This window comes from Saccharothrix sp. DSM 118769, from assembly GCF_052936295.1.
In genome coordinates this window covers 4007672-4027407 of record NZ_CP193627.1, presented here as the reverse complement: position 1 = coordinate 4027407, position 19736 = coordinate 4007672, and the positions used below count along the sequence as shown (strand labels likewise).

14 protein-coding genes are annotated in these 19736 nt (G+C 75.4%); 9 read left to right on the top strand and 5 right to left on the bottom strand.

The genetic code is table 11. The features are described 5' to 3' along the window. Positions 1 to 29 precede the first annotated feature (29 nt). Positions 30 to 416, top strand: a complete 387-nt coding sequence (locus ACRAKJ_RS17520) for an STAS domain-containing protein (RefSeq protein WP_438919726.1) — start codon at positions 30 to 32, stop codon at positions 414 to 416. A 38-nt stretch (positions 417 to 454) separates the two neighbouring features. On the opposite strand, the gene ACRAKJ_RS17515 is transcribed toward ACRAKJ_RS17520, so the two are convergent. Then, on the bottom strand, positions 455 to 1387 hold the full coding sequence (locus ACRAKJ_RS17515; protein WP_438919725.1) for an EamA family transporter: 933 nt from the start codon (positions 1385 to 1387) through the stop codon (positions 455 to 457). 39 nt (positions 1388 to 1426) lie between these two features. On the opposite strand from ACRAKJ_RS17515, the gene ACRAKJ_RS17510 reads away from it, so the two are divergent. Next, positions 1427 to 1957, top strand: coding sequence for a CGNR zinc finger domain-containing protein (locus ACRAKJ_RS17510; RefSeq protein ID WP_438919724.1), 531 nt, complete (start codon positions 1427 to 1429; stop codon positions 1955 to 1957). A gap of 10 nt (positions 1958 to 1967) precedes the next feature. Here the strand turns inward: ACRAKJ_RS17510 and pdxR are convergent, their stop codons facing one another. Next, complete coding sequence (pdxR, locus tag ACRAKJ_RS17505) at positions 1968 to 3482, bottom strand: MocR-like pyridoxine biosynthesis transcription factor PdxR (protein ID WP_438919723.1); 1515 nt, start codon at positions 3480 to 3482, stop codon at positions 1968 to 1970. A 28-nt stretch (positions 3483 to 3510) separates the two neighbouring features. On the opposite strand from pdxR, the gene ACRAKJ_RS17500 reads away from it, so the two are divergent. The 7 genes from ACRAKJ_RS17500 (at position 3511) to ACRAKJ_RS17470 (ending at position 10594) form a co-directional block, all read left to right on the top strand. Further along, positions 3511 to 4497 (top strand): EamA family transporter, encoded by a 987-nt coding sequence (locus ACRAKJ_RS17500; protein WP_438919722.1) that lies wholly within the window; start codon positions 3511 to 3513, stop codon positions 4495 to 4497. 168 nt (positions 4498 to 4665) lie between these two features. After that, complete coding sequence (locus ACRAKJ_RS17495) at positions 4666 to 5904, top strand: nucleotide disphospho-sugar-binding domain-containing protein (RefSeq protein ID WP_438919721.1); 1239 nt, start codon at positions 4666 to 4668, stop codon at positions 5902 to 5904. Positions 5905 to 6007: 103 nt separating this feature from the next. Beyond that, on the top strand, positions 6008 to 8203 hold the full coding sequence (gene helR / locus ACRAKJ_RS17490; RefSeq protein ID WP_438919720.1) for an RNA polymerase recycling motor ATPase HelR: 2196 nt from the start codon (positions 6008 to 6010) through the stop codon (positions 8201 to 8203). 113 nt (positions 8204 to 8316) lie between these two features. After that, the gene (locus tag ACRAKJ_RS17485; protein WP_438919719.1) at positions 8317 to 8505 is read left to right on the top strand and encodes a hypothetical protein; all 189 of its coding nucleotides are present in this window, start codon (positions 8317 to 8319) and stop codon (positions 8503 to 8505) included. Between the two features lie 126 nt (positions 8506 to 8631). Next, on the top strand, positions 8632 to 9039 hold the full coding sequence (locus tag ACRAKJ_RS17480) for a nuclear transport factor 2 family protein (protein ID WP_438919718.1): 408 nt from the start codon (positions 8632 to 8634) through the stop codon (positions 9037 to 9039). After that, entirely contained in the window at positions 9036 to 9863 is an 828-nt protein-coding gene (locus tag ACRAKJ_RS17475; protein ID WP_438919717.1) for an NAD(P)H-binding protein, read from the top strand. The genes ACRAKJ_RS17480 and ACRAKJ_RS17475 overlap by 4 nt, the downstream gene beginning before the upstream one ends. Next, complete coding sequence (locus ACRAKJ_RS17470) at positions 9860 to 10594, top strand: TetR/AcrR family transcriptional regulator C-terminal ligand-binding domain-containing protein (RefSeq protein ID WP_438919716.1); 735 nt, start codon at positions 9860 to 9862, stop codon at positions 10592 to 10594. Before ACRAKJ_RS17475 ends, ACRAKJ_RS17470 begins: the two co-directional genes overlap by 4 nt. Here ACRAKJ_RS17470 and ACRAKJ_RS17465 read toward each other — a convergent pair. The 3 genes from ACRAKJ_RS17465 to ACRAKJ_RS17455 are packed head-to-tail and all read right to left on the bottom strand — an operon-like array spanning position 10567 to position 19726. After that, positions 10567 to 11481 (bottom strand): Dyp-type peroxidase, encoded by a 915-nt coding sequence (locus ACRAKJ_RS17465; protein WP_438919715.1) that lies wholly within the window; start codon positions 11479 to 11481, stop codon positions 10567 to 10569. The genes ACRAKJ_RS17470 and ACRAKJ_RS17465 overlap by 28 nt on opposite strands. Continuing rightward, a complete protein-coding gene (locus tag ACRAKJ_RS17460; protein ID WP_438919714.1) occupies positions 11478 to 11957 on the bottom strand; it encodes an Imm26 family immunity protein in 480 nt (159 codons plus the stop codon). The genes ACRAKJ_RS17465 and ACRAKJ_RS17460 overlap by 4 nt, the downstream gene beginning before the upstream one ends. Then, on the bottom strand, positions 11954 to 19726 hold the full coding sequence (locus ACRAKJ_RS17455; RefSeq protein WP_438919713.1) for an RHS repeat-associated core domain-containing protein: 7773 nt from the start codon (positions 19724 to 19726) through the stop codon (positions 11954 to 11956). The genes ACRAKJ_RS17460 and ACRAKJ_RS17455 overlap by 4 nt, the downstream gene beginning before the upstream one ends. Positions 19727 to 19736: the final 10 nt, after the last annotated feature.

Below are 19736 nucleotides of genomic sequence, written 5' to 3'. Positions count from 1 at the left end.
CTTCACCCGTTCGTGGGCATGGATGATCTGTGACTTCCTCGCAGCTGCCCTCGACGGCGACCACCAGCACGACCCCCGGTGACGCGGCGGTGGTCCGCGTCACCGGCGAGATCGACATGTTCACCAGCGACGACCTCTTCCACCGCTGCGCGTCCGCCCTCGACGGCGGCGCGGCGGGTCTCGTCGTGGACCTCTCGGAGGTGACGTTCTTCGCCTCCTCCGGCATCGCCGCGCTCGGCCGGGTCCGTGAGCACAACGCCGCGCCCCGCCGCCCCGTCCACGTGGTCGCGTCGAGAGCGGTGCGGCGCTCCCTGGAGCTGACCGCGATGGACCGCCTCCTGCCCCTGCACGACACCGCCGACGAGGCCCTCGCCGCGGTCCGCTTCGAGGCCCACCTGGACGGTGCGGCCGGCTGAGACCCCGCGGGCGTGGTCCGGCCTCCCCCTGGGCGGGGCTACGCCCGCGGTTCGCCCAGGCGGACCACGACGACGCCGAGCAGGGTCAGCGCTCCGCCGAGCAGCTGGACCGGGCGCGGCGCCTCCCCCAGCAGCAGCCAGGCGAAGACCAGGGTCATCAGCACCTCGGTGAGCGCCACGAACGACGCCAGCCGCGAGCCGAGGCGGCGGGTCGCGGCGATGCCGGTGACGTAGCCGAGCGCCGCGGTCACCACGCCGAGGCCGAGCACCGGCAGCCACCACGGCACGGTGACCCCGTCGAACGACACCGGCCCGGTGGTCGCGCCGAGCGGGACGAAGCCGACCAGGCCCGCCAGGAGCAGTACCAGCCCGCCGAGCAGCAGGCCGCCGGCGGCGAGGGCGCTGCCCGGCAGGGCGTCGTCCTCCCGGGCGGAGAGCACGAAGTAGACCGCCGCCCCCACCATCGCGCCCAGCGCCCACAGGACGCCGACCGCGTCCACCTCCGCGCCGGACAGCAGGTCCAGGACCAGCAGCAGGCCGCCGGCGGCGAGCACCACCCCGAGGACGGTCAGGCGACCGGGCCGCTGCCCGTGCCGCAGCCAGAGCCAGCCGACCACGGCCACCGGCGCGGTGTACTCCACGAGCAGCGCGACCCCGACCTCCATCCGCGCCACCGCGTTGAAGAAGGCCAGCTGGCAGGCCGCGACGGCGACCAGGCCGTAGCCGAGGAGCAGTCCGGCGTTGCGGCGCACCAGGTGCCAACGCCCGCGCAGCCGGACGACGGCCACCGGCAGCAGCACGACACCGGCCAGCAGGACCCGCACCGCGACCGCGGCCGCCGACGTCCACCCGGCCTCCATCAGACCCCGGCCAAGCGGCCCGGACAGGCCGAACGCCGATGCCGACACGGCGGCCAGCCCCAGCCCGGACGTGACCCGACCGGCCGTCTTGTCATGCGTCACGATGCTCATGACCCATGACGCTATGGACGGTGGCGGTAATCTGTCAACATGGTCTTCACCCATGACACGACCGCCGCCCTGCTCGCGGCGGTCGACCTCGTGAACTCGGCGGTGGAGCCGGACACGATGACCGGCCTGGCACAGGTCGACGCGTTCTTCGCGAAGCACGGCTACACCGGCGCGCGGGCCCGCGACGCCCGCGACCTGGAGGCGGTCCGCGCGCTGCGCGCCCCGCTGCGCCGGATGCTGACCAGCGACCGCGACACGGCGGCGGAGCTGGTCAACGAGGTGCTCGCCACCCACCGCGCGGTGCCCAGGCTGGTGCGGCACGACGGGTTCGACTACCACCTGCACGTCGTGCACCCGGACACGCCGCTGGCCGACCGGATCGCCGCCGAGACGGCCATGGCCGTGGTCGACGTGGTCCGGGCCGACGAGATGAGCAGGCTGTCCGTGTGCGCCGACGAGACCTGCGACGGCGTGGTGCTCGACCTGTCCCGCAACCGGTCGCGCCGCTACTGCAGCACCGCGTGCGGCAACCGGCTCGCGGTGGCCGCCTACCGGGCCCGGCGCAGGTGACCCCGGCCCGTCAACCCAGGTCGCGCAGCACCTCGCCGAGGACGGCGACGCCCTCCGCGATGTCGCCCGCCGTGGTCGCGGCGTAGCCGAGGACCAGGCCCGGGTCGCCGGGTCGGGCGCGGTGCCAGGACAGCGGGTGCGCCTTCACGCCCCGGGCCAGGGCGGCGGCGGCCAGGTCCACGTCGGCGAACGGCACGTCGAAGGTGACCATCAGGTGCAGGCCGGCCGCCGCGCCGTGCACGCGCGCCCGCGGCAGGTGCCGGCGGACGGCCCCGATCATCGCGTCGCGGCGCTCGCGGTGGCGGCGGCGCACCAGGCGCAGGTGGCGCTCCAGGTCGCCGTCGCCCATCAGCCGCGCCAGGACCAGCTGCGGCAGCACCGCGTTGCCGAGGTCGGTGTCGCGCTTGGCCGCCACCACCGCGTCCCGGTACCGGGCGGGCGCGAGCAGCCAGCCGGTGCGCAGGGCCGGTGCCAGCAACTTCGACACGCTGCCCGCGTAGCAGACGCCGTCGGCGCGCAGGGACCGCAGCGCGGGCACGGGCGGCCGGTCGTAGCGGTGCTCGGCGTCGTAGTCGTCCTCGATCACCAGGCCGCCGGCGTCCACCCACCGCATCAGCTCGCGCCGCCGCCGCCCGTCGAGGACCACCCCGGTCGGGAACTGGTGCGCGGGCGTGAGCAGGACGGCGGGCGCGCCGGTGGCCACGAGGTCGTCGACGCGGACGCCGTGCCCGTCGACGGGGACCGGCGGGGTGGCCAGGCCCCAGTTGCCCAGCTGCTGCCGGGCGCCCAGCGAGCCCGGGTCCTCCACCGCGACCGCGGTGACGCCGTCGTCCCGCAGCACGCGGGCGAGCAGGGCGAACGCCTGCGCGACCCCGGCGACGACCAGCACGTCGTCGGGGTCGGCGCGGATGCCCCGGTTGCGGGCGAGCCAGGCGGCCACCGCGGCGCGGAACGGCGGCGCGCCGCGCGGGTCGCCGTAGCCGAAGTCGGCCGGTGACAGGTCGGCCAGCACGGACCGCTCGGCGCGCAGCCACGCGGCGCGCGGGAACGCGGCCAGGTCGGGCACGCCGGGCGAGAGGTCGATCCGCGCGGGCACCGCGCGCAGCGCCTCGAAGGCCGCGGCACCCGCGCTGAACACCGGCTCGGGCGGCGGCGCGGGCGGTCCGGGCGGCGGCGCGGGGGTGACCGGGGCGGCGAGCACGACCGTCCCGGCGCGACCGCGACCGGCGACCTGCCCGTCCTCGGTCAGCCGCTGGTACGCCTCGGTGACCACGCCGCGCGACACGCGCAGCTCCGCGGCCAGCGCCCTGGTCGGCGGGAGCCTGCCGCCGACCGGCAGCCTGCCGTCCGCGATGGCCCGCCGCAGCTGCCGGGTGAGCCAGTCCGCGAGGCCGCCGACCGGCGCGTCGGCGAGGTCCAGCTGGAGGAAGTCCGCGCCGGTCGCGAGCCCCCCGGTCGCGGGCCCGCCGGTTTCGGACCTGCCGGTTTTGGACCTGCCGACTGGATCTTCTTTGGACCTGCTCACCGGACCATTGTGCCGGGAGGCTGAGGGCATGCAGGCACTCACCACCCCCACCCGGTCACCGGCGCGCGCCGTCGCCGCCGGCATCACCGCGATGGCCCTGGTCGGCGGCAGCGTCGGGGTCTCCCGCACGCTCGTCGACGCACCGCTGTTCACCACCCAGGCGGTCCGCTACACCGCCGCGATCGCCGTCCTCGCGCTGGTCGCCAGGCTCCTCGGGGTGCCGGTGGTGCGACCGCGCGGCCGGGAGTGGTGGTGGCTGGCGGGCATCGCGGCCACCGGGCTGGTGCTGTTCAACGTGGCCGTGGTGCGCGGGGTCGCGCACGCCGAACCGGCGGTCGTCGCGGTCGCCGTGGCGTGCGTGCCGGTGGTGATCGGGGTCGTCGGCCCGCTGCTGGAGCGGCGGACGCCGCAGGGACCGGTGCTGGTCGCGGCCGTCGTGGTCACGGCGGGCGCCGCGCTGGTCGAGGGCGCCGGGCGGGCGGACGCGGAGGGCGTGGCGTGGGCCGCGGTCGCGATGGCGTGCGAGGCGGCGTTCACGCTGCTGGCGATCCCGGTGCTGGCGCGGCACGGCGCGTGGGGCGTCTCGCTGCACTCGGTCTGGTTGGGCGCGGTGATGTTCGGCGCGCTGGCGCTGGTGGCGGAGGGCGCGGGCGCGGTGGCCTCGGTGACGGCGGCGGAGTGGGCGGCGGTCGCCTACCTGGCCGTGCTGGTCACGGCGGTCGCGTTCGTGCTGTGGTACTCCACGGTCGCCGCGCTCGGCTCGGGGCCGGTCGGCCTGCTCACGGGCGTCGCACCGGTCGCCGCCGCGCTGGCCGGGATCGCGGTGGGCAGCCGCGCGCCGGGACCGCTGGTGTGGGCCGGGATGGCCGTGGTGGTGCTGGGGCTCGCCCTCGGCCTGCGCGGTTCGAACCTGCGCGGCTCGAACCTGCGCGGTCCGGACCTGCGCCGTCCGGGTTCGCACGATCAGGGTTCGCACGGTCCGGACCTGCGGGAACGGGCCGGTGAACCGGCGTGAGGCGACGCGGGCGTTTCCCCGCCCGACCGGCCGGTGAGGTGGGAGAAGGAGGAGGACCACTCCTCTCCACTCTCAACTTATAGCGCACCCCGGGGCTTGCGGCAAGGGCCCGGTGATGCCGCAGAATCGCCGCTCACCACCGGAACCTGCGGAAATGGGTGTCGCGAAGTGCGTGTGCTGTTGTCGACCTACGGGTCGCGGGGGGACGTCGAACCACTGGTCGGTCTCGCGGTGCGGTTGCGGGAAGCCGGCGCCGAGGTGCGGGTGTGCGCGCCGCCGGACGAGGACTTCGTGCGCCGGCTGGCCGGGATCGGCGTGGCGCTGGTGCCGGTCGGGCCGTCGGCGAGCGCGCTGACGACCGCGGCCCCGGCGCCGTCGTCCCTGCCGCGGCGGGCGGCCGAGTTGATCACGAGCCTGTTCGGGCAGGTCACCGCGGCGGCCGAGGGGTGCGACGCGGTGGTGGCGACCGGCGCGCTGCCGGCCGCGGCGGGCGCGCTGTCGGTGGCCGAGCGCCTGGGCGTCCGGGCGGTGTCGGTGACCTTCCAGCAGCTCACGCTGCCGTCGCCGCACCGCCCGCCGCTGGCGTACCCGGGCCGGCCGTTCCCGGAGGGCGTCACCGACAACGGGGCGCTCTGGGACCTGGACGCGCGGAGCATCGACGCGCTGTTCGGCGAGGCGCTCAACGCGAGCCGGGTGTCGGCCGGCCTGCCGCCGGTGGACCGCGTCCGCGACTACGTCGTCGGCGACCGGCCGTGGCTGGCGACGGACCCCGTCCTGGACCCGTGGCGCGGGGCGCCGGAGCTGGACGTCGTGCAGACCGGCGCGTGGTTCGCGCCCGGGTCCCGGCCGCTGCCGGACGAGCTGGTGGCGTTCCTGGACGCCGGCGACCCGCCGGTCTACGTGGGCTTCGGCAGCATGCCGATGCACGGCTCCCCGGACGCCGCCCGCGCGGCGGTGGAGGCGGTCCGGGCGCAGGGCCGCCGCACGGTGCTCTCCCGCGGCTGGGCCGGGCTGGCCCCGGTGGACGACGCCGACGACTGCTTCACCGTCGGCGAGGTCGACCACCGGGCGCTGTTCGGCCGGGTGGCCGCCGTCGTGCACCACGGCGGGGCGGGCACGACGACGACGGCGGCCCGCGCCGGCGCGCCACAGGTGGTGGTGCCCCAGGCGGTGGACCAGCCGTACTGGGCCGGTCGGGTGGCCGCGCTGGGCATCGGCGCGGCGCACGACGGCCCGACCCCGACCGCGGGTTCGCTGTCGGCCGCGCTCGCGACGGCCCTGTCCCCCGCCACCCGCGCCCGGGCCGCCGCCGTGGCCGACGAGGTCCGCGTGGACGGCGCGGCGGTGGCCGCGAGGCTGCTGCTCGACGGGCCCGCTGCCCGACGCCACCGACCGGGAGGGGCCTGAGCGTGATTTGACAGGGGGCGGAGAATGAAAAATCGGCCTGCTCTTCACCGAGGGGTGAACAGCCTGCCGAATCTACTACGAGATTAGCCGTTGCGGGGAGCACGTGTCAACTCAGGGTTATGAAGAAGAGCTGCGGTCCGAACGGGACTACGTGGCCGGGCTCTACGCGCGGCTGGACGCCGAGCGCGCGCGGGTGAAGAACGCGTACGACGCGGCGCTGCGGGGGCGCGACGGCACCCCGGTGGAACGGGATTCCGAGGTGCGCGCGCTGGTCAAGGAGGCGAAGCGGCTGGCCGTGGCCGACAACGGGCTGTGCTTCGGCCGGCTGGACGCGGTGTCGGGCGAGCGCCGGTACATCGGCCGGATCGGCCTGTTCGACGAGGGCGGGGACTACGACCCGGTGCTGCTCGACTGGCGGGCGCCGGCGTCGCGCGCGTTCTACGTCGCCACCGGGGCGAACCCGGAGGGCATGCGCCGCCGCCGCCAGTTCCACGCGCGCGGGCGCCGGGTGGTCGGCTTCACCGACGAGGCGCTCGGCCGCCCCAGCGGTGACGAGGGCGAGGACGCGGCGCTGCTCGCGGCGGTCAACGCGCCGCGCGGCGAGGGCATGCGCGACATCGTGGCGACGATCCAGGCCGAGCAGGACGAGATCATCCGCCTCGACCACCCCGGCGTGCTGGTGATCGAGGGCGGGCCGGGCACCGGGAAGACCGTGGTGGCGCTGCACCGCGTCGCGTACCTGCTCTACACCCAGCGCGAGCGGATGGAGCGGCACGGCGTGCTCGTGGTCGGGCCGAACCCGGCGTTCCTCCACCACATCGGCCGCGTGCTGCCGTCGCTGGGCGAGTCCGACGTGGTGTTCACGACCACCGGCGGCCTCGTGCCCGGCCTGCGGGTCACCGCCGAGGACGCCCCGGACGCGGCGCGGCTCAAGGGGTCGCTGAAGGTCCTGGACGTGCTGGCGGCGGCGGTCGCCGACCGCCAGTGCCTGCCGGAGGAGCCGTTGCCGCTCGAACTGGGCGGCGTCCCGGCGCGGATCGACGCCGAGACCGCGGAGTGGGCCCGGGAGGAGGCGCGCGCGAGCGGGCTGCCGCACAACGAGGCGCGCGCGGTGTTCGCCGAGATCGTCACGTACGTGCTCACCGAGCGGGCCATCCCCCGGATCGGCAAGGGCTGGCTGACCCGGGAGGACCGCACGTCCTGGGAGCGCCTGCGGGTCGAGCTGCGCAAGGAGCTGGCGGAGAGCGACGAGTTCGCCGCCGCGCTGGACGAGCTGTGGCCGGTGCTGACGCCGGAGGACGTGCTGGCGACGCTCCTCTCCTCCCGCGAACGGCTGCGGGCGGCGGGCGGCGACCCGGTGCTGTGGCGCGCGGTCGGCGACGCCTGGACGGTGTCGGACGTGCCGCTGCTCGACGAGCTGGTGGACCTGCTGGGCCGCGACGAGGCGGTCGACCGGGAGGCCGAGCGGCAGCGGCGGGCGGCGACCGCGCACGCCGCCGAGGTGCTGGACAGCTTCGTCGGCCGCCAGGACTCGATGGACGACGAGGACCACCTGTTCGCCACGGACCTGCTCTACGCCGAGGACCTGGCGGAGCGCTTCGTCGAGCAGGACACCCGCGAGCTCGTCGAGCGGGCCGCCGCGGACCGGGACTGGACCTACCGGCACGTCGTGGTCGACGAGGCGCAGGAGCTGTCCGAGATGGACTGGCGGGTGCTGATGCGGCGCTGCCCGGGCCGGTCCTTCACGGTGGTGGGCGACCTCGCGCAACGCCGGTCGCCGGCCGGCGCGACGTCGTGGGAGGCGGTGCTGGAGCCGTACGTGCCCGACCGCTGGGTCTACCGGTCGCTGACCGTGAACTACCGCACGCCCGCGGAGATCATGACGGTCGCCGCCGCGGTGCTCGCCGACTTCGCGCCGGACGTCCGGCCGCCGGACTCGGTCCGCGCGTGCGGCGTGCGGCCGTGGTCGAGGCGGGTCGACGGGGACGGGCTGGCCGCCGCCGTCGCGGAGTTCGCGCGGGAGGAGGCCGGTCGGGAGGGCACCAGCGTCGTGATCGGGCCGCCGGACGTGCCGGGCGCGGTGGCGGCGTCGGAGACGAAGGGCCTGGAGTTCGACGCCGTGCTGGTCGTGGAACCGGAGCGCATCCTCGCCGACGGCCCACGCGGCGCGGCCGAGCTGTACGTCGCCCTCACCCGGGCCACCCAGCGCCTCGGTGTCCTGCACCGGGAGCCGTTGCCGGCGGCGCTGGCCGGGCTGGTCGACGTCGGGACGCCGGCGCGGGCCGGGGACCGGGGGTAGTCGTCGGGGACCGGCGCGGGATTCGCCCTATCGGGGTGTTTAAACCGTTCTCACCCGGATGTGGACGCATGTCCCGCGCCGCTCCCCGCCCGACGTTCGGACCATGGTGCGCCATGAGCACCACTCCTATCTTCGACGCGCTGTTCGAGGCCCACTTCGGTCCCGCCCACCGGACGACCACCGCACCGGGCGCCTGCCCCGAGGTCGTCCAGCACCGCGCGCACGAGCAGCGGCAGCCGCTGCCCAGCCCCCTCCAGCAGTGGTGGGACAGCGCGGCCCCGCCGGTGCGGCACGCCCGTTGAGCGGTGCGGCGGACCGGAACGTCGGCGCGGTGGTGTGACCGGCACCTCCTCGACGGAATGGACGATACGGTCCCGTCCGACGTATGTTGGACGGGACGATACCGTTCCGTCCGATTGAGGAGTCCCGTGTCCACCACCGCACCGCGCCAGGTCGTCGACGAGGCGATGCGCCTGCTCCTGGCCCACGACATGCCCGGTTTCGCCGACCTGTGGGCCGAGGACGGCGTCCTGGAGTTCCCGTTCGCCGCCGCCGGTTCGCCGCGCCGCCTGGAGGGCCGGGCCGCCGTGCACGACTACCTGCGCGGCTACAACGACCTGGTCGCGCCGAGGGCGGTCACCGCGCTGACCCTGCACGAGACCACCGACCCGACGACCGTCGTGGTCGAGTTCGAGGTGGAGGGCGTGGCCGTGCCCACGGGCGCGGACTACCGGATGGCCTACATCGCGGTGATCACCGTCGTCGACGGGGCGATCACCCACTACCGCGACTACTGGAGCCCGAAGGCCGCCGAAGACATGGGCTTCGCGGCATGACGGCCCTGGTCACCGGCGGCACCGGCACGACCGGCAGCCGCGTCGCCGCCCTGCTGCGCCCGACCACCCCGGTGCGCGTCGCCAGTCGCCGCCCGGGCGTGGACCGGGTGCCCTTCGACTGGACCGACCCCGCCACGCACGCGCCCGCGCTGGACGGCGTGGACCGCGTCTACCTCGTCGCGCCGATCGGGGTGGCCGAGCCGGCGCCGCTGGTCGAACCGTTCCTCGCCGCGGCGGCGGACGCGGGCGTGCGCCGCGTCGTGCTGCTCGGCTCCTCCGCGATCGAGGAGGGCGGCACCGGCATGGGCGCGCTCTACCGGCTGGTCCGCTCCGCCGTCCCGGAGTGGGCGGTGCTGCGCCCGTCGTGGTTCATGCAGAACTTCACCGGTGACCACGCCGTCGCGCACTCCCTGCGCGCCGACCGCGAGGTGGTCACCGCCACCGGCGACGGCCGGGTGGCGTTCGTGGACGCCGACGACATCGCCGCGGTCGCGTTCCGCGCGCTCACCGACCCCGAGCCGCACGACGCGGAGCACGTGATCACCGGCCCGGAGGCGTTGAGCTACGCCGACGCCGCCGCGACGATCGCCCGGGTCACCGGGCTGCCCGTCCGGCACCGGTCGGTCGACGTGCCCACCCTGGTCGACCGGCTGGCCGCGGCGGGCCTCCCCCGCACCTTCGCCGCCGTGCTCGCCGGCCTGGACGAGGACATCGGGCGCGGCGCCGAGGACCGGGTCACCGACACCGTGGCCCGGGTGACCGGCCGGCCGCCCCGCTCGTTCGCCGAGCACGTGGCGGCCCACCGGGAGGTGTTCGCCGCGTGACCAGGCGCACGCCGTCCGGCGCGGCCGTCCTCCAGCCGCAGATCACCTCCGCCATCACCGAGGCCGTGCTGGACGAGCTGGCCGAGCACGGCTACGGCCGGCTGTCGATGGAGGCGGTGGCCAAGCGCGCCGGTGTGGGCAAGAGCGCGCTGTACCGCCGCTGGCCGGCCAAGCCGGACATGGTGGTCGCGGTGCTCTCCGAGTTCAGCGTCCCCCTCGCCGAGGTCGCGGACACCGGGTCGCTGCGCGGCGACCTGGTGGCCACGCTGCACGCGATGCGCGACTGGCTGACCCACCCGCGCTTCGCCGCGATACTGCCCGACCTCACCGCCGAGGCCGGGCGCAACCCGGTGCTCGCCGAGGCGGTGCGGACCACGATCGGCGAACCCCGGCGCGCCCTGGGCGCGGCCACCCTGCGCCGCGCGGTCGAGCGCGGCGAGCTGCCCGCCGACCTGGACGTGGAACTCGCCCTCGACCTCGTCGGCGCGCCGCTGTACTGGCGGCTGGCCGTGCGCCGGGTGGAGCTGGGGCCGGACTACCTGGAGCGCCTGGCCGAGCACGTGCTGCGCGCGCTGGGCGCCCGTCCGCCCGGAGGCGGCACGGCGGATCGGCCCGAGGGCGGCACGGCGGATCAGGCCGGGGCCGGCACGGCGGATCAGGCCGGGGCCGGCACGGCGGATCAGGCCGGGGCCGGCACGGCGGATCAGGCCGGGGGCGGCACGGCGAAGTAGCCGCCGCCGACCGCGAGCAGGTAGGGGCCGAGCGCGTCCGCCGGCATCCGGGACTGGGCGAGGGCGAACCCGGTGGCGAAGTCGTCCTGGAACGCCATGAACAGCACGCCCTCGTCCGGCGTGCCCTGCGGTGTCGGCGGGGCCTGGTAGGACCAGGACCGGCGGAGCATCCGGGGCGACGCCGCGCCCGGCGTGCGCGGGTTCATCGCCCGGACGTGCGAGTCCAGCGGGACCGCCGCGCCGGTGGGGTCGGCGGCGAGGTCGGGGACGGCGTGCGCCGGGGTGCCGTCGAGCCACGTGCCGTCCCGCCGGCGGCCGATGACCCGGCTCTGCCGCTCCTCGCTGTCGTGGTCCCACAGCCGGTGCGCCAGGCGGATGACGCGGACCGCCAGCAGGGCCTCGCCGGTCGGCAGCAGGACCGACCGGTCGTTGGTGTGGCCCTCGACGAAGCCGAACGGGTTGCGCTGGAGCGAGTCGTCCACGGTGTCGCGCCGGACCGCGGTCCGCCAGGTGACCCGGGTGTCCGGCAGGGCCTCGCACAGCCCGGTCAGGCGGTCCGCGCACGCGGCCTCGTCGTCGCCCTCCACCTGGAGGAACGCGTCGGTGTTCGCGCGCTCGGGCAGCAGCACCTCGCCCGGGAACGGGGGCATCGCGGTCAGGCCGGGCGTGCCGGGCGACAGGCGCGGGCCGAGGCCGACCAGGACGTCCGGCTCGCCGCGCAGCTCGCGCAGCGGACCGGCCGCGCCCGTGCGCAGGAACGCCACCGCGCCCGCCCGCGCCGGTCGCCGCAGGGCGGGGTGCTCCACCGCGGCGGCGGGCGCGGTGGAGCAGCCGGTCAGGGCGGTGAGGACGGCTCCGGCCAGGAAGGCGCGCCGGGTCGGGCTCATCCGGCGTGGCCCTCGGCGGGCAGGCCCAGCGCCCGGCCGACCTCGCGGTCCACCGTCGCGTACCCCGCCAGGCCCCACGTGCCGCACGGTTCGGTGCGGTGCGCGACCGGCGCGCCCCGCTCGTCGACGTGCTGCCCGTCCGCGGTGCGGAAGCAGTGGCGCGCCAGCAGGTCGTCCCCGGTCAGGTCGTGGTGCGCCACCGGGCGGAAGTAGCCCTTCGACCACGGCAGCCGGTTGATGAACAGGGGCGGGACCAGCAGGGCGTCCGGGCGCAGCCGCGCGGGGTCCGGCACGGCCCCGTCCGACGGCGGCCCGTAGACGTAGACCAGGTTCGCGCCGGGCATCGGCGCGCGCTCGCGCGGCAGGTCCGCCGCCACCACCCGGCCGAACAGGCGCCTGCCGTCGACCAGGTGCAGCGCGAACACGTCGCCCGCGCGCACCGCCTTGCGCGAACCCGGCCCCGCGACCAGGTTCACCGGGGGTACCCGTTGCGGCCCAACCACGCCTCTCCCCACTTCACGGCCTGATCGTAGTAGGGGTGCTTCGGGCTGATGCTGTTGCGGACGTTCTCGCCCCGGTTGCGGTTGATCAGCGCCTGCTCGATGGCACGCGCCTCGCCCCGGGTCACCGAACCGTTGCGGGTCACCGTCTCCAGGTGGTCGAACGCCTTGCCGGCGTGCTCGCCGGCGCGGCGGGAGACGTTGTTGGTGATCCCCGAGTACACCGAGTCGCCGTTGCGGATGCCCCGGTAGACGTCCACGCCCGCCTCGGCGTTGCGGCCCTGGGTCAGCGCGTTCGGGAACGGCGGCATCGCCTTGGACGCCTTGCCCAGCCCGCCCAGCGCGCCGCCGAGCGCGCCCATCGCGCACCCGCCCGCCGCCGCGCCGCCCACGCCGCCCCAGCCCCAGTCGACCTTGCGGCCGGACAGGCGCTGGCCCGCGTAGTTCATGCCGCCTTCGAGCAGGCCGCCGACCAGGCAGCCCACCAGCAGCGGGTTGTGGCCGGACGGGTCGGTGAGGTTGGTGGGCGAGTTCGCCGCGTAGGCGTAGAGGTTCGTGCCGCCCGCGATGCCGATCGGGTCCTCGGAGACGAACCGCTGCAACGCCGGGCTGTAGTAGCGCGCCCGGTGGTGGCTCAGGCCGGTGCCGTCGTCCTGCCGCCCGGTGAACGCAAGGTCCGAGCCCCGCCGGTCGCCGGTCGTGGCGGGCACGCCGAACGGGTCGTAGGCGGTGGTGGCCGCCGTGGTGCCGTCCGCGCGGCCCAGCGCGACCGGCGAGCCGAGCACGTCGGTCAGGGTCGTGTCGGTGACGCCCGCCGCGGTGCGCGCGAACCACTGGTCCGTGCCGGCGGACAGCAGCGACCCGGTGACCTGGCCCGCCGCGTCCAGTTCGGCGACCGCGTTCGCGCCGTCGGTGACGAACCGCGTGGTCGTGCCGCCGACCACGCGGGTGGTGCGGGTGCCCGCCGCGTCGTAGGCGAACGCGCCGGTGAGCCCGACCCGGCTGGTGCCGGTCAACTGGCCCCGCGCGTTCCACGAGTAGGTGGTGGTGCCGTCGCCGGTCAGGTTGCCGTCGGCGTCGTGGGACAGCGCCGCGCCGCCCGCCGAGGTGAGGCGGTTGGCGTCGTCGTGGGCCAGGCCGGTCCGCGCCGCCGGGAGGGCGACGCCGGCGAGGCTGCCGGTGACCGACGTGCGGCGGCCGGCGGCGTCGTAGGTGTAGCCGAGGTCGCCCTTCGGCGTGCCCTGGTGGGCGTAGGCGATGCCGGTGACCTGGCCCGCGGCGTCGTGGGTGTAGGTCTGGGTCCACCCGCCGGGCAGGGTCAGCACGGCCACCCGGCCCGCCGCGTCCCTGGTGGCGGTGGTGCTGTCGCCGCCGCGGGTGACGCCGGTGAACGCGCCGGACGCGTCGTAGGCGTAGGTGGTGGTGGGCAGCCCGGTCACGGTGGTGGACGCCTGCCTGCCCGCCGCGTCGTAGCCGCGGCCGACCGCGCCGTTGGGGCCGGTGACCGAGGTGAGCCGGTCGCGCACGTCGTAGGCGTGGGTGAGCGTGCCGCCCGCGCTGTCCTCCAGCACGGCCAACCGGTCGAGCGCGTCGTAGGTGTAGGTGAGCCGGGACTCCTGCGCGGACGCCCCCGTGACGCCGAACCGGGTCCTCGTCGGCCGGTCGAGCGCGTCGTAGGTGGTCTCGGTGCGCTTGCCGGAGCGGGTGACCGAGGCCGTGGGCCGGCCCGCCGGGTCGTAGGCGGTGGTGGCGGTGCGGCCGAGCGGGTCGGTGGTGGACACCGGCCGGTCCTGGCCGTCGTAGGACCACCGGGTGACCTTGCCGCGCTGGTCGGTGTACGACGTGAGGTTGCCGCCGTCGTCGTGGCCGAACCGGCTCACGCCGCCCAGCGCGTCGGTGACGGTGACCGGCTGGTCGAGCACGTCGTAGGCGGTCAGCGTGGCCGCGCCGGACGGGTCGGTCTCCTGCACGAGCCGCCCCGCCGCGTCCGCGAAGTGCCTCGCGGTGCGGCCCAGCGCGTCGGTGGCCGACACCGCGCCGCCCGCCTCGTAGGCGAACCTCGTGACCGCGCCGCCGGGGTCGGTCACCGTCGCGACCTGCCCGGAGGAGGTCCACGTCGTGGTCGTGACGCGGCCCGCCGGGTCGGTGGCGGTGAGCGGGTTGCCCTTGGCGTCGTAGGTGTAGGTGGTGGTCGCGCCGTCGGCGTCCGTGGTGGACGTCGGCCGGTCGAACGCCCCGTAGGTCGCGCCGCCGCTGGTGAACGCGTCACCGGTGCCCGCGAGCCCGGTGATCGCGGTGACCCGCCCGCCGGCATCGTAGGTGTAGCCGGTGCGCCTGCCGTACGGGTCGACCACGGCGTCGACCCGGTTGTCCGGTCCGCGCACGTAGGTCGTGGTGCGGGCCAGCGGCGTGCCGTGCGCGGCGGTGTCGGACGCCACCATGCGGTTGGCGTCGAAGACGACCCGGCGCACGGACCCGTTGGGCTGGGTCACCCGCGTCTCGGTGATCGCGCCCGCCGCGTCCAGGGTGTAGTCGAACTCGTAGCTGCCGCCGTCGGCGAGGTCCTGCCGCCGCACCCGGCCGTTCGCGTCGTAGGCGACGTCGAGGTAGGCCACTCCCCTGGCGTCGGTGATCCGGGTGACGCGGTTCGCGGTGTCGTAGGCGTAGGTGGTGACCTTGCCCGCCACGTCGGTGACGGTGGCGAGCCGGCCCGCCGCGTCGTAGGTGTAGGACGTGGTGCGGCCGATGTTGTCGCGCGCCCGGCTGACCCGGTTGGTGGCGTCGTACTCCAGGGAGATCCAGCGGCCGTTGGGCGAGGTGATCCGGGTGACCTCGCCGTTCGCGCCGCCGGTGCGGGTGAACGTCACCTGGTTGCCGTTGCGGTCCTGCATCGCGCGCGGCCGGGCGTACCAGGGGAAGAAGTACTTGGTGCCGTCGCGCAGGGTCAGCACCCAGTCGCCGTTGGCCTGGGCGATGGTCGAGCCGGTGAACCGGCCGGGCGAGCCGACCGCGCCGAACACGGCGTCGTTGTAGCCGGTGCCGGGCGAGGTCCGCGCGTAGTGCGCCCGCCCGCCGCCGGGCGTGTAGAGGTCGACCTCCTGGTACTGCTGCTCGGAGGCCAGGAACATGTTGAAGTCGGCGCCGGAGTTCAGGCCGAACTCGCGGACCTTGCCGTCGCCCTGCCAGTACTGGCGGGTCAGCGAGATCGGCAGCGTGTCGTTGAGGCCGAGGTCGGTGTGGGCGTCGGTGAGCAGGCCGGTGGACAGGTCGACCGGGTCGCCGGACAGCTTGTCGACCAGGTCCTGCCACCACGGCTTGTCCGGCTTCGGGTTGCCGGGCGTGTTGAACATCGCGCCGTCGAGCGTCCACAGGCGGGTCTTGTCGTCCGGCACCACGCGGGTGCCGTCGTCGTCGACGCGGCCCTTGCCGTAGACGTACCAGCCCTCGTCGGTCGGGTCGTAGTTCCAGAAGTCGACCTCGGTGCCGGGCGGCAGGTCGGTGTAGTTCGGGTACACCACCGACGCGCCGTCGGGGAAGATCGACGTGCCGCCGGGCTGCACGGTGAAGTAGGTGGGCACGATCCCGTTGCGCGGCAGCGGGTACGGCGGCCGGTCGACCGGGATCGCGGTGATGCCCAGCTCCCGCACGACGTTGCCGTCCTGGTCGCGCACCACGGACCCGGCCGGGACGCGCACCTCCAGGCCGGGCACGTCGGGGGTGGTCAGCACGGTCTCGGCCTTGGTGGGCGCGTCGATCGCCACCGTGTTGCGCATGTCCAGGCGCGGCAGCCACACCGTCGCGTCCAGCGGGGTGGTGACGCCCTTGGCGACCTTGGCGCGGATGCGGAACGTGCCGTGCTTGACCTTCCCGGCCGCGTACCCGTCGACCACGACGGTCGTGGCGTTCTCGCGGACGTCGGCGAGCAGGAAGCGGCCCTGCGCGTCGGTCGTCGTGCGCACCGAGTCGACGCGCACGGGGATGCCCGCGAGCGGCGCGCCGTCGAGGTCGCGGACGTGGCCGCTGACCGCGGTCGTGCCGGGCGGTGCCACGAGGTCCCCCACGGGCACGGGGTCGGCGCGGCGGGTCGACCAGTCGACGCCGTCGAGGTTGCCCTGGTCCGGTGACCAGGCGGGGGCGAGGTCGGGTTCGGGCTCCGGGTCCGGGGTGGCCGCGCTCGACGAGCGCGGGTCGGCGGGCACGCGGCCCGGCTGGGCCTTCGCGGGCCTCGGGTCCTCGACGTGCGGCGCGTCGTCGGGCTTGCGGGGTCGCGGGTGGCGGACCGGGGCCTGCGGTTCGGCGGTGTCGGTCACCTCGGTCCGGGCGGTGGCCGCGCCGGCGGGCAGGGTGGCGGTGAACGTGACGGAGCCGAGCAGCGCCGCCGCGGGCGCCACGACGAGCCGGTAGGTGCCGACCGAGGGCAGCGTGACGTCGAGCGTGGCGTTGCCGTACCTGGCCGCGCCGATCCGGGCGCCGGTGGGGCCGTTGAGCTGCCAGTTCAGGTCGCAGCAGCCGAAGGACGACGACGTGCCCGCGGAGGTGATCACCACGCGCTGGTTCGCGGCGCCGGTGAACGTCGCGTAGCCGTCCTGGCCGGGGTTGGTGAAGGTCGGCGTCCTCGCGGTGCCGTTGAGCGGGAGCGGGCCGAAGTCGAGGTCGTTCGGCACGGTCCAGGTCTTGACCGTCGTGCTGCCGGTCAGGGCGGCGGCCGGGTTCACGTCGATCCGGTAGGTGCCGTCCTGCGGGAGGGCGATGGTGTCGAGGGTGTTGTTGCCGTACTTCGCGGTGCCCACCCGCGTGCCGTTCGGCGCGGTCAACTGCCAGTCCAGGTCGCAGCACCCGAACGACGCCGACGTGCCGCTGGTCTGGACCAGCACCCGCTGACCCGTGGTGCCGGTGAACGTGGTGTAGCCGTTCTGGCCCGGGTTGGCGAAGGTCAGCGTCTTCGCGGTGCCGTCGAGCGGTTGCGCGCCGCCGTCGAAGTCGGCGGGCACGGTCCAGGTCTTGACCGTCGTGCCGCCGATGAGCGCGGCGGCCGGGTTCACGTCGATCCGGTAGGTGCCGTCCTGCGGCAGGGCGATCGTGTCGAGGGTGTTGTTGCCGTACTTCGTGCTGCCCACCCGCGTGCCGTTCGGCGCGGTCAACTGCCAGTCCAGGTCGCAGCACCCGAACGACGCCGACGTGCCGCTGGTCTGGATCAGCACCCGCTGGCCCGTGGTGCCGGTGAAGGTGGTGTAGGCGTTCTGGCCGGGGTTGGCGACGGTGACGGTCTTCGCGGTGCCGTCGGTCGGCTGGGTGCCCGCGTCCAGGTCGGCGGGGACGGTCCACACCTTGGCGGTGGTGCCGCCGGTGAGCGCGGCGGCGGGGTTGAAGTACACCCGGTACGTGCCGTCCTGCGGCAGGGCGATCGTGTCGAGGGTGTTGTTGCCGTACTTCGCGTTCCCCACCCGCGTGCCGTCCGGCGCGATCACCTGCCAGTCCAGGTCGCAGCACCCGAAGGACGCCGACGTCGCGCTCGTCTGGACCAGGATGCGCTGGCCCGTCGTGCCGGCGAACGTCGTGTAGGCGTTCTGACCGGGGTTGGCGACGGTGACGGTCTTCGCCGTGCCGTCCGTCGGCTGGGTGCCCGCGTCCAGGTCCGCCGGTACCGTCCAGACCTTGACCGTCGTGCCGCCGACCAGCGTGCTCGCCGGGTTGATGTACACCCGGTACGTGCCGGTCTGCGGCAGGGCGATCGTGTCGAGGGTGTTGTTGTTGTACTTGGCGTTGCCGACCCGCGTGCCGTCCGGCGCGATCACCTGCCAGTCCAGGTCGCAGCACCCGAAGGACGCCGATGTCGCGCTCGTCTGGACCAGGATGCGCTGACCCGTCGTACCGGCGAACGTCGTGTAGGCGTTCTGGCCCGGGTTGGCGATCGTGACCGCCTTGGCCGTGCCGTCCGTCGGCTGCGCGCCGGCGTCCAGGTCGTCGGGCACGGTCCACGCCTTGACCGTCGTGCCGCCGACGAGGGCGGCGGCCGGGTTGACGACCAGGCGGTAGGTGCCGGTCTGCGGCAGCGCGATCGTGTCGAGGGTGTTGTTGTTGTACTTGGCGTTGCCGACCCGCGTGCCGTCCGGCGCGGCCAACCACCAGTCCAGGTCGCAGCAGCCGAACGACGCCGACGTGCCGGTGGTCTGCACGATCACGCGCTGACCGGTGGTGCCGGCGAACGTCGTGAAGGCGTTGCGGCCGGGGTGGGCGACGGTGACGGTGGTCGGGGTGCCGTCGAGCGCCTGGACGCCCGCGTCGAGGTCGGCGGGGACGTCCCACGCGCTGATCGTCGTGCCGCCGGTGAGGCCGCGGGCCGGGTCGAGCCAGATGCGGTAGGTGCCGGTCTGCGGCAGGGCGATCGTGTCGAGGGTGTTGTTGCCGTACTTGGCGTTGCCGACCCGCGTGCCGTCCGGGGCGATCAGCCACCAGTCCAGGTCGCAGCACCCGAACGAACCGGACGTGGCGCTCGTCTGGACCAGCACCCGTTGCCCGGCGGTGCCCGCGAACGCGGTGAAGGCGTTGCGGCCGGGGTGGGTCGTGGTCACGGGCTTCGGCGTGCCGTCGAGCGGCTGGACGCCCGCGTCGAGGTCGGCGGGGACCCTGTGCACGGTCACCGAGATCGTGCCCGCGTTGGCCGAGGTGTTGCGCAGCACGACCGTCCGCAGGCCGGCCCCGGTGGCGGGACCGGTCTCGATCCAGCCGCTCGTGCCGGGGCACGACGCCGAGCCGGTCTGCCGGTTGCGCTCGTCGTAGGCGCGGGCTTCGAGGCCGCACGAGCCGAACGTGCCGCCGGTCAGGGTCACCGCGAACCGCTCGCCGTCGGCGGCCGGGAAGTGCCGCAGGGCGTGCTTCCCGGCGGGGACCGCGACCTGGGTGGCGGTGTCGACGGGGATGGCGGCGGTCGAGTCGATGTTCTCCGGGGCGACGCCGGCGGGCGGCACGACGAGCACGGCGGCGCTGGTCGCGGTGCCGGCGGGCGTGCTGAACGAGATCGGGCCGGACGCGGAGCCGGGCGGGACGGTGACCACGAGGCTGGTCGCGGTGCGGGCGGTGACCGGGGCGAGCAGGCCGTTGACCCGCACCAGGTTGTTGGCGAACTCGGGGTCGGTGCCGGTGACGGTGAGCGTGACGGACGCGCCGGTGGTGGCGGTCCTCGGCGAGAAGTCGGTGAGGGCGGGCCGGTCGTCGCCGATGACGACGACGCCGTCGAGCGCGGCCGTGCCGTGGGGCGAGGTGACCGACAGCGGGCCGCTGGTGGCCCCCTCGGGGACGGTCACGACGAGCTTGTCCGGCGCGGCGGACGTGACGGTGGCGGCCGTGCCGTTGAAGCGGGCGCCGGTGCCGGTGGCGGTGAAGCCCTTGCCGGTGACCGTGACGGTGTCGCCGGGCCGGACCCGGCTGGGCACGGCCGACAGGACCGCGACGGGGGGCGTGCCGAGCCGTTCGACGCCGGTGGTGTTGCCCGCCGCGTCGTAGCCGTAGCGGACGACCGAGCCGTCGGCGGCGACGACGCCGGTGAGCCGGCCCAGGGCGTCGTAGGCGAAGGACGCGGGGCCGGGCGGCGGCTCGGCGACCTGCTGGACCTGCTGGACCTGTTGTGGCTGGTGGACGGCGGCCTGCGGCGGTCGCGGCTGGGCGGTGGAGTACCCCGAGGCCGTGCCGGCGACGGTGAGGAGCGCCAGGGACAGGGTGGCGAGGCGTCTGGTCGAACGCGGCACGGCGTCTCCT

Bases quoted from the DNA above. Each gene is read 5' to 3' on its own strand.
- ACRAKJ_RS17475 (WP_438919717.1), top strand. From the start codon at position 9,036: ATGACGGCCCTGGTCACCGGCGGCACCGGCACGACCGGCAGCCGCGTC.
- ACRAKJ_RS17465 (WP_438919715.1), bottom strand. From the start codon at position 11,481: ATGAGCCCGACCCGGCGCGCCTTCCTGGCCGGAGCCGTCCTCACCGCC.
- ACRAKJ_RS17485 (WP_438919719.1), top strand. From the start codon at position 8,317: ATGAGCACCACTCCTATCTTCGACGCGCTGTTCGAGGCCCACTTCGGT.
- ACRAKJ_RS17515 (WP_438919725.1), bottom strand. From the start codon at position 1,387: ATGAGCATCGTGACGCATGACAAGACGGCCGGTCGGGTCACGTCCGGG.
- ACRAKJ_RS17500 (WP_438919722.1), top strand. From the start codon at position 3,511: ATGCAGGCACTCACCACCCCCACCCGGTCACCGGCGCGCGCCGTCGCC.
- ACRAKJ_RS17510 (WP_438919724.1), top strand. From the start codon at position 1,427: ATGGTCTTCACCCATGACACGACCGCCGCCCTGCTCGCGGCGGTCGAC.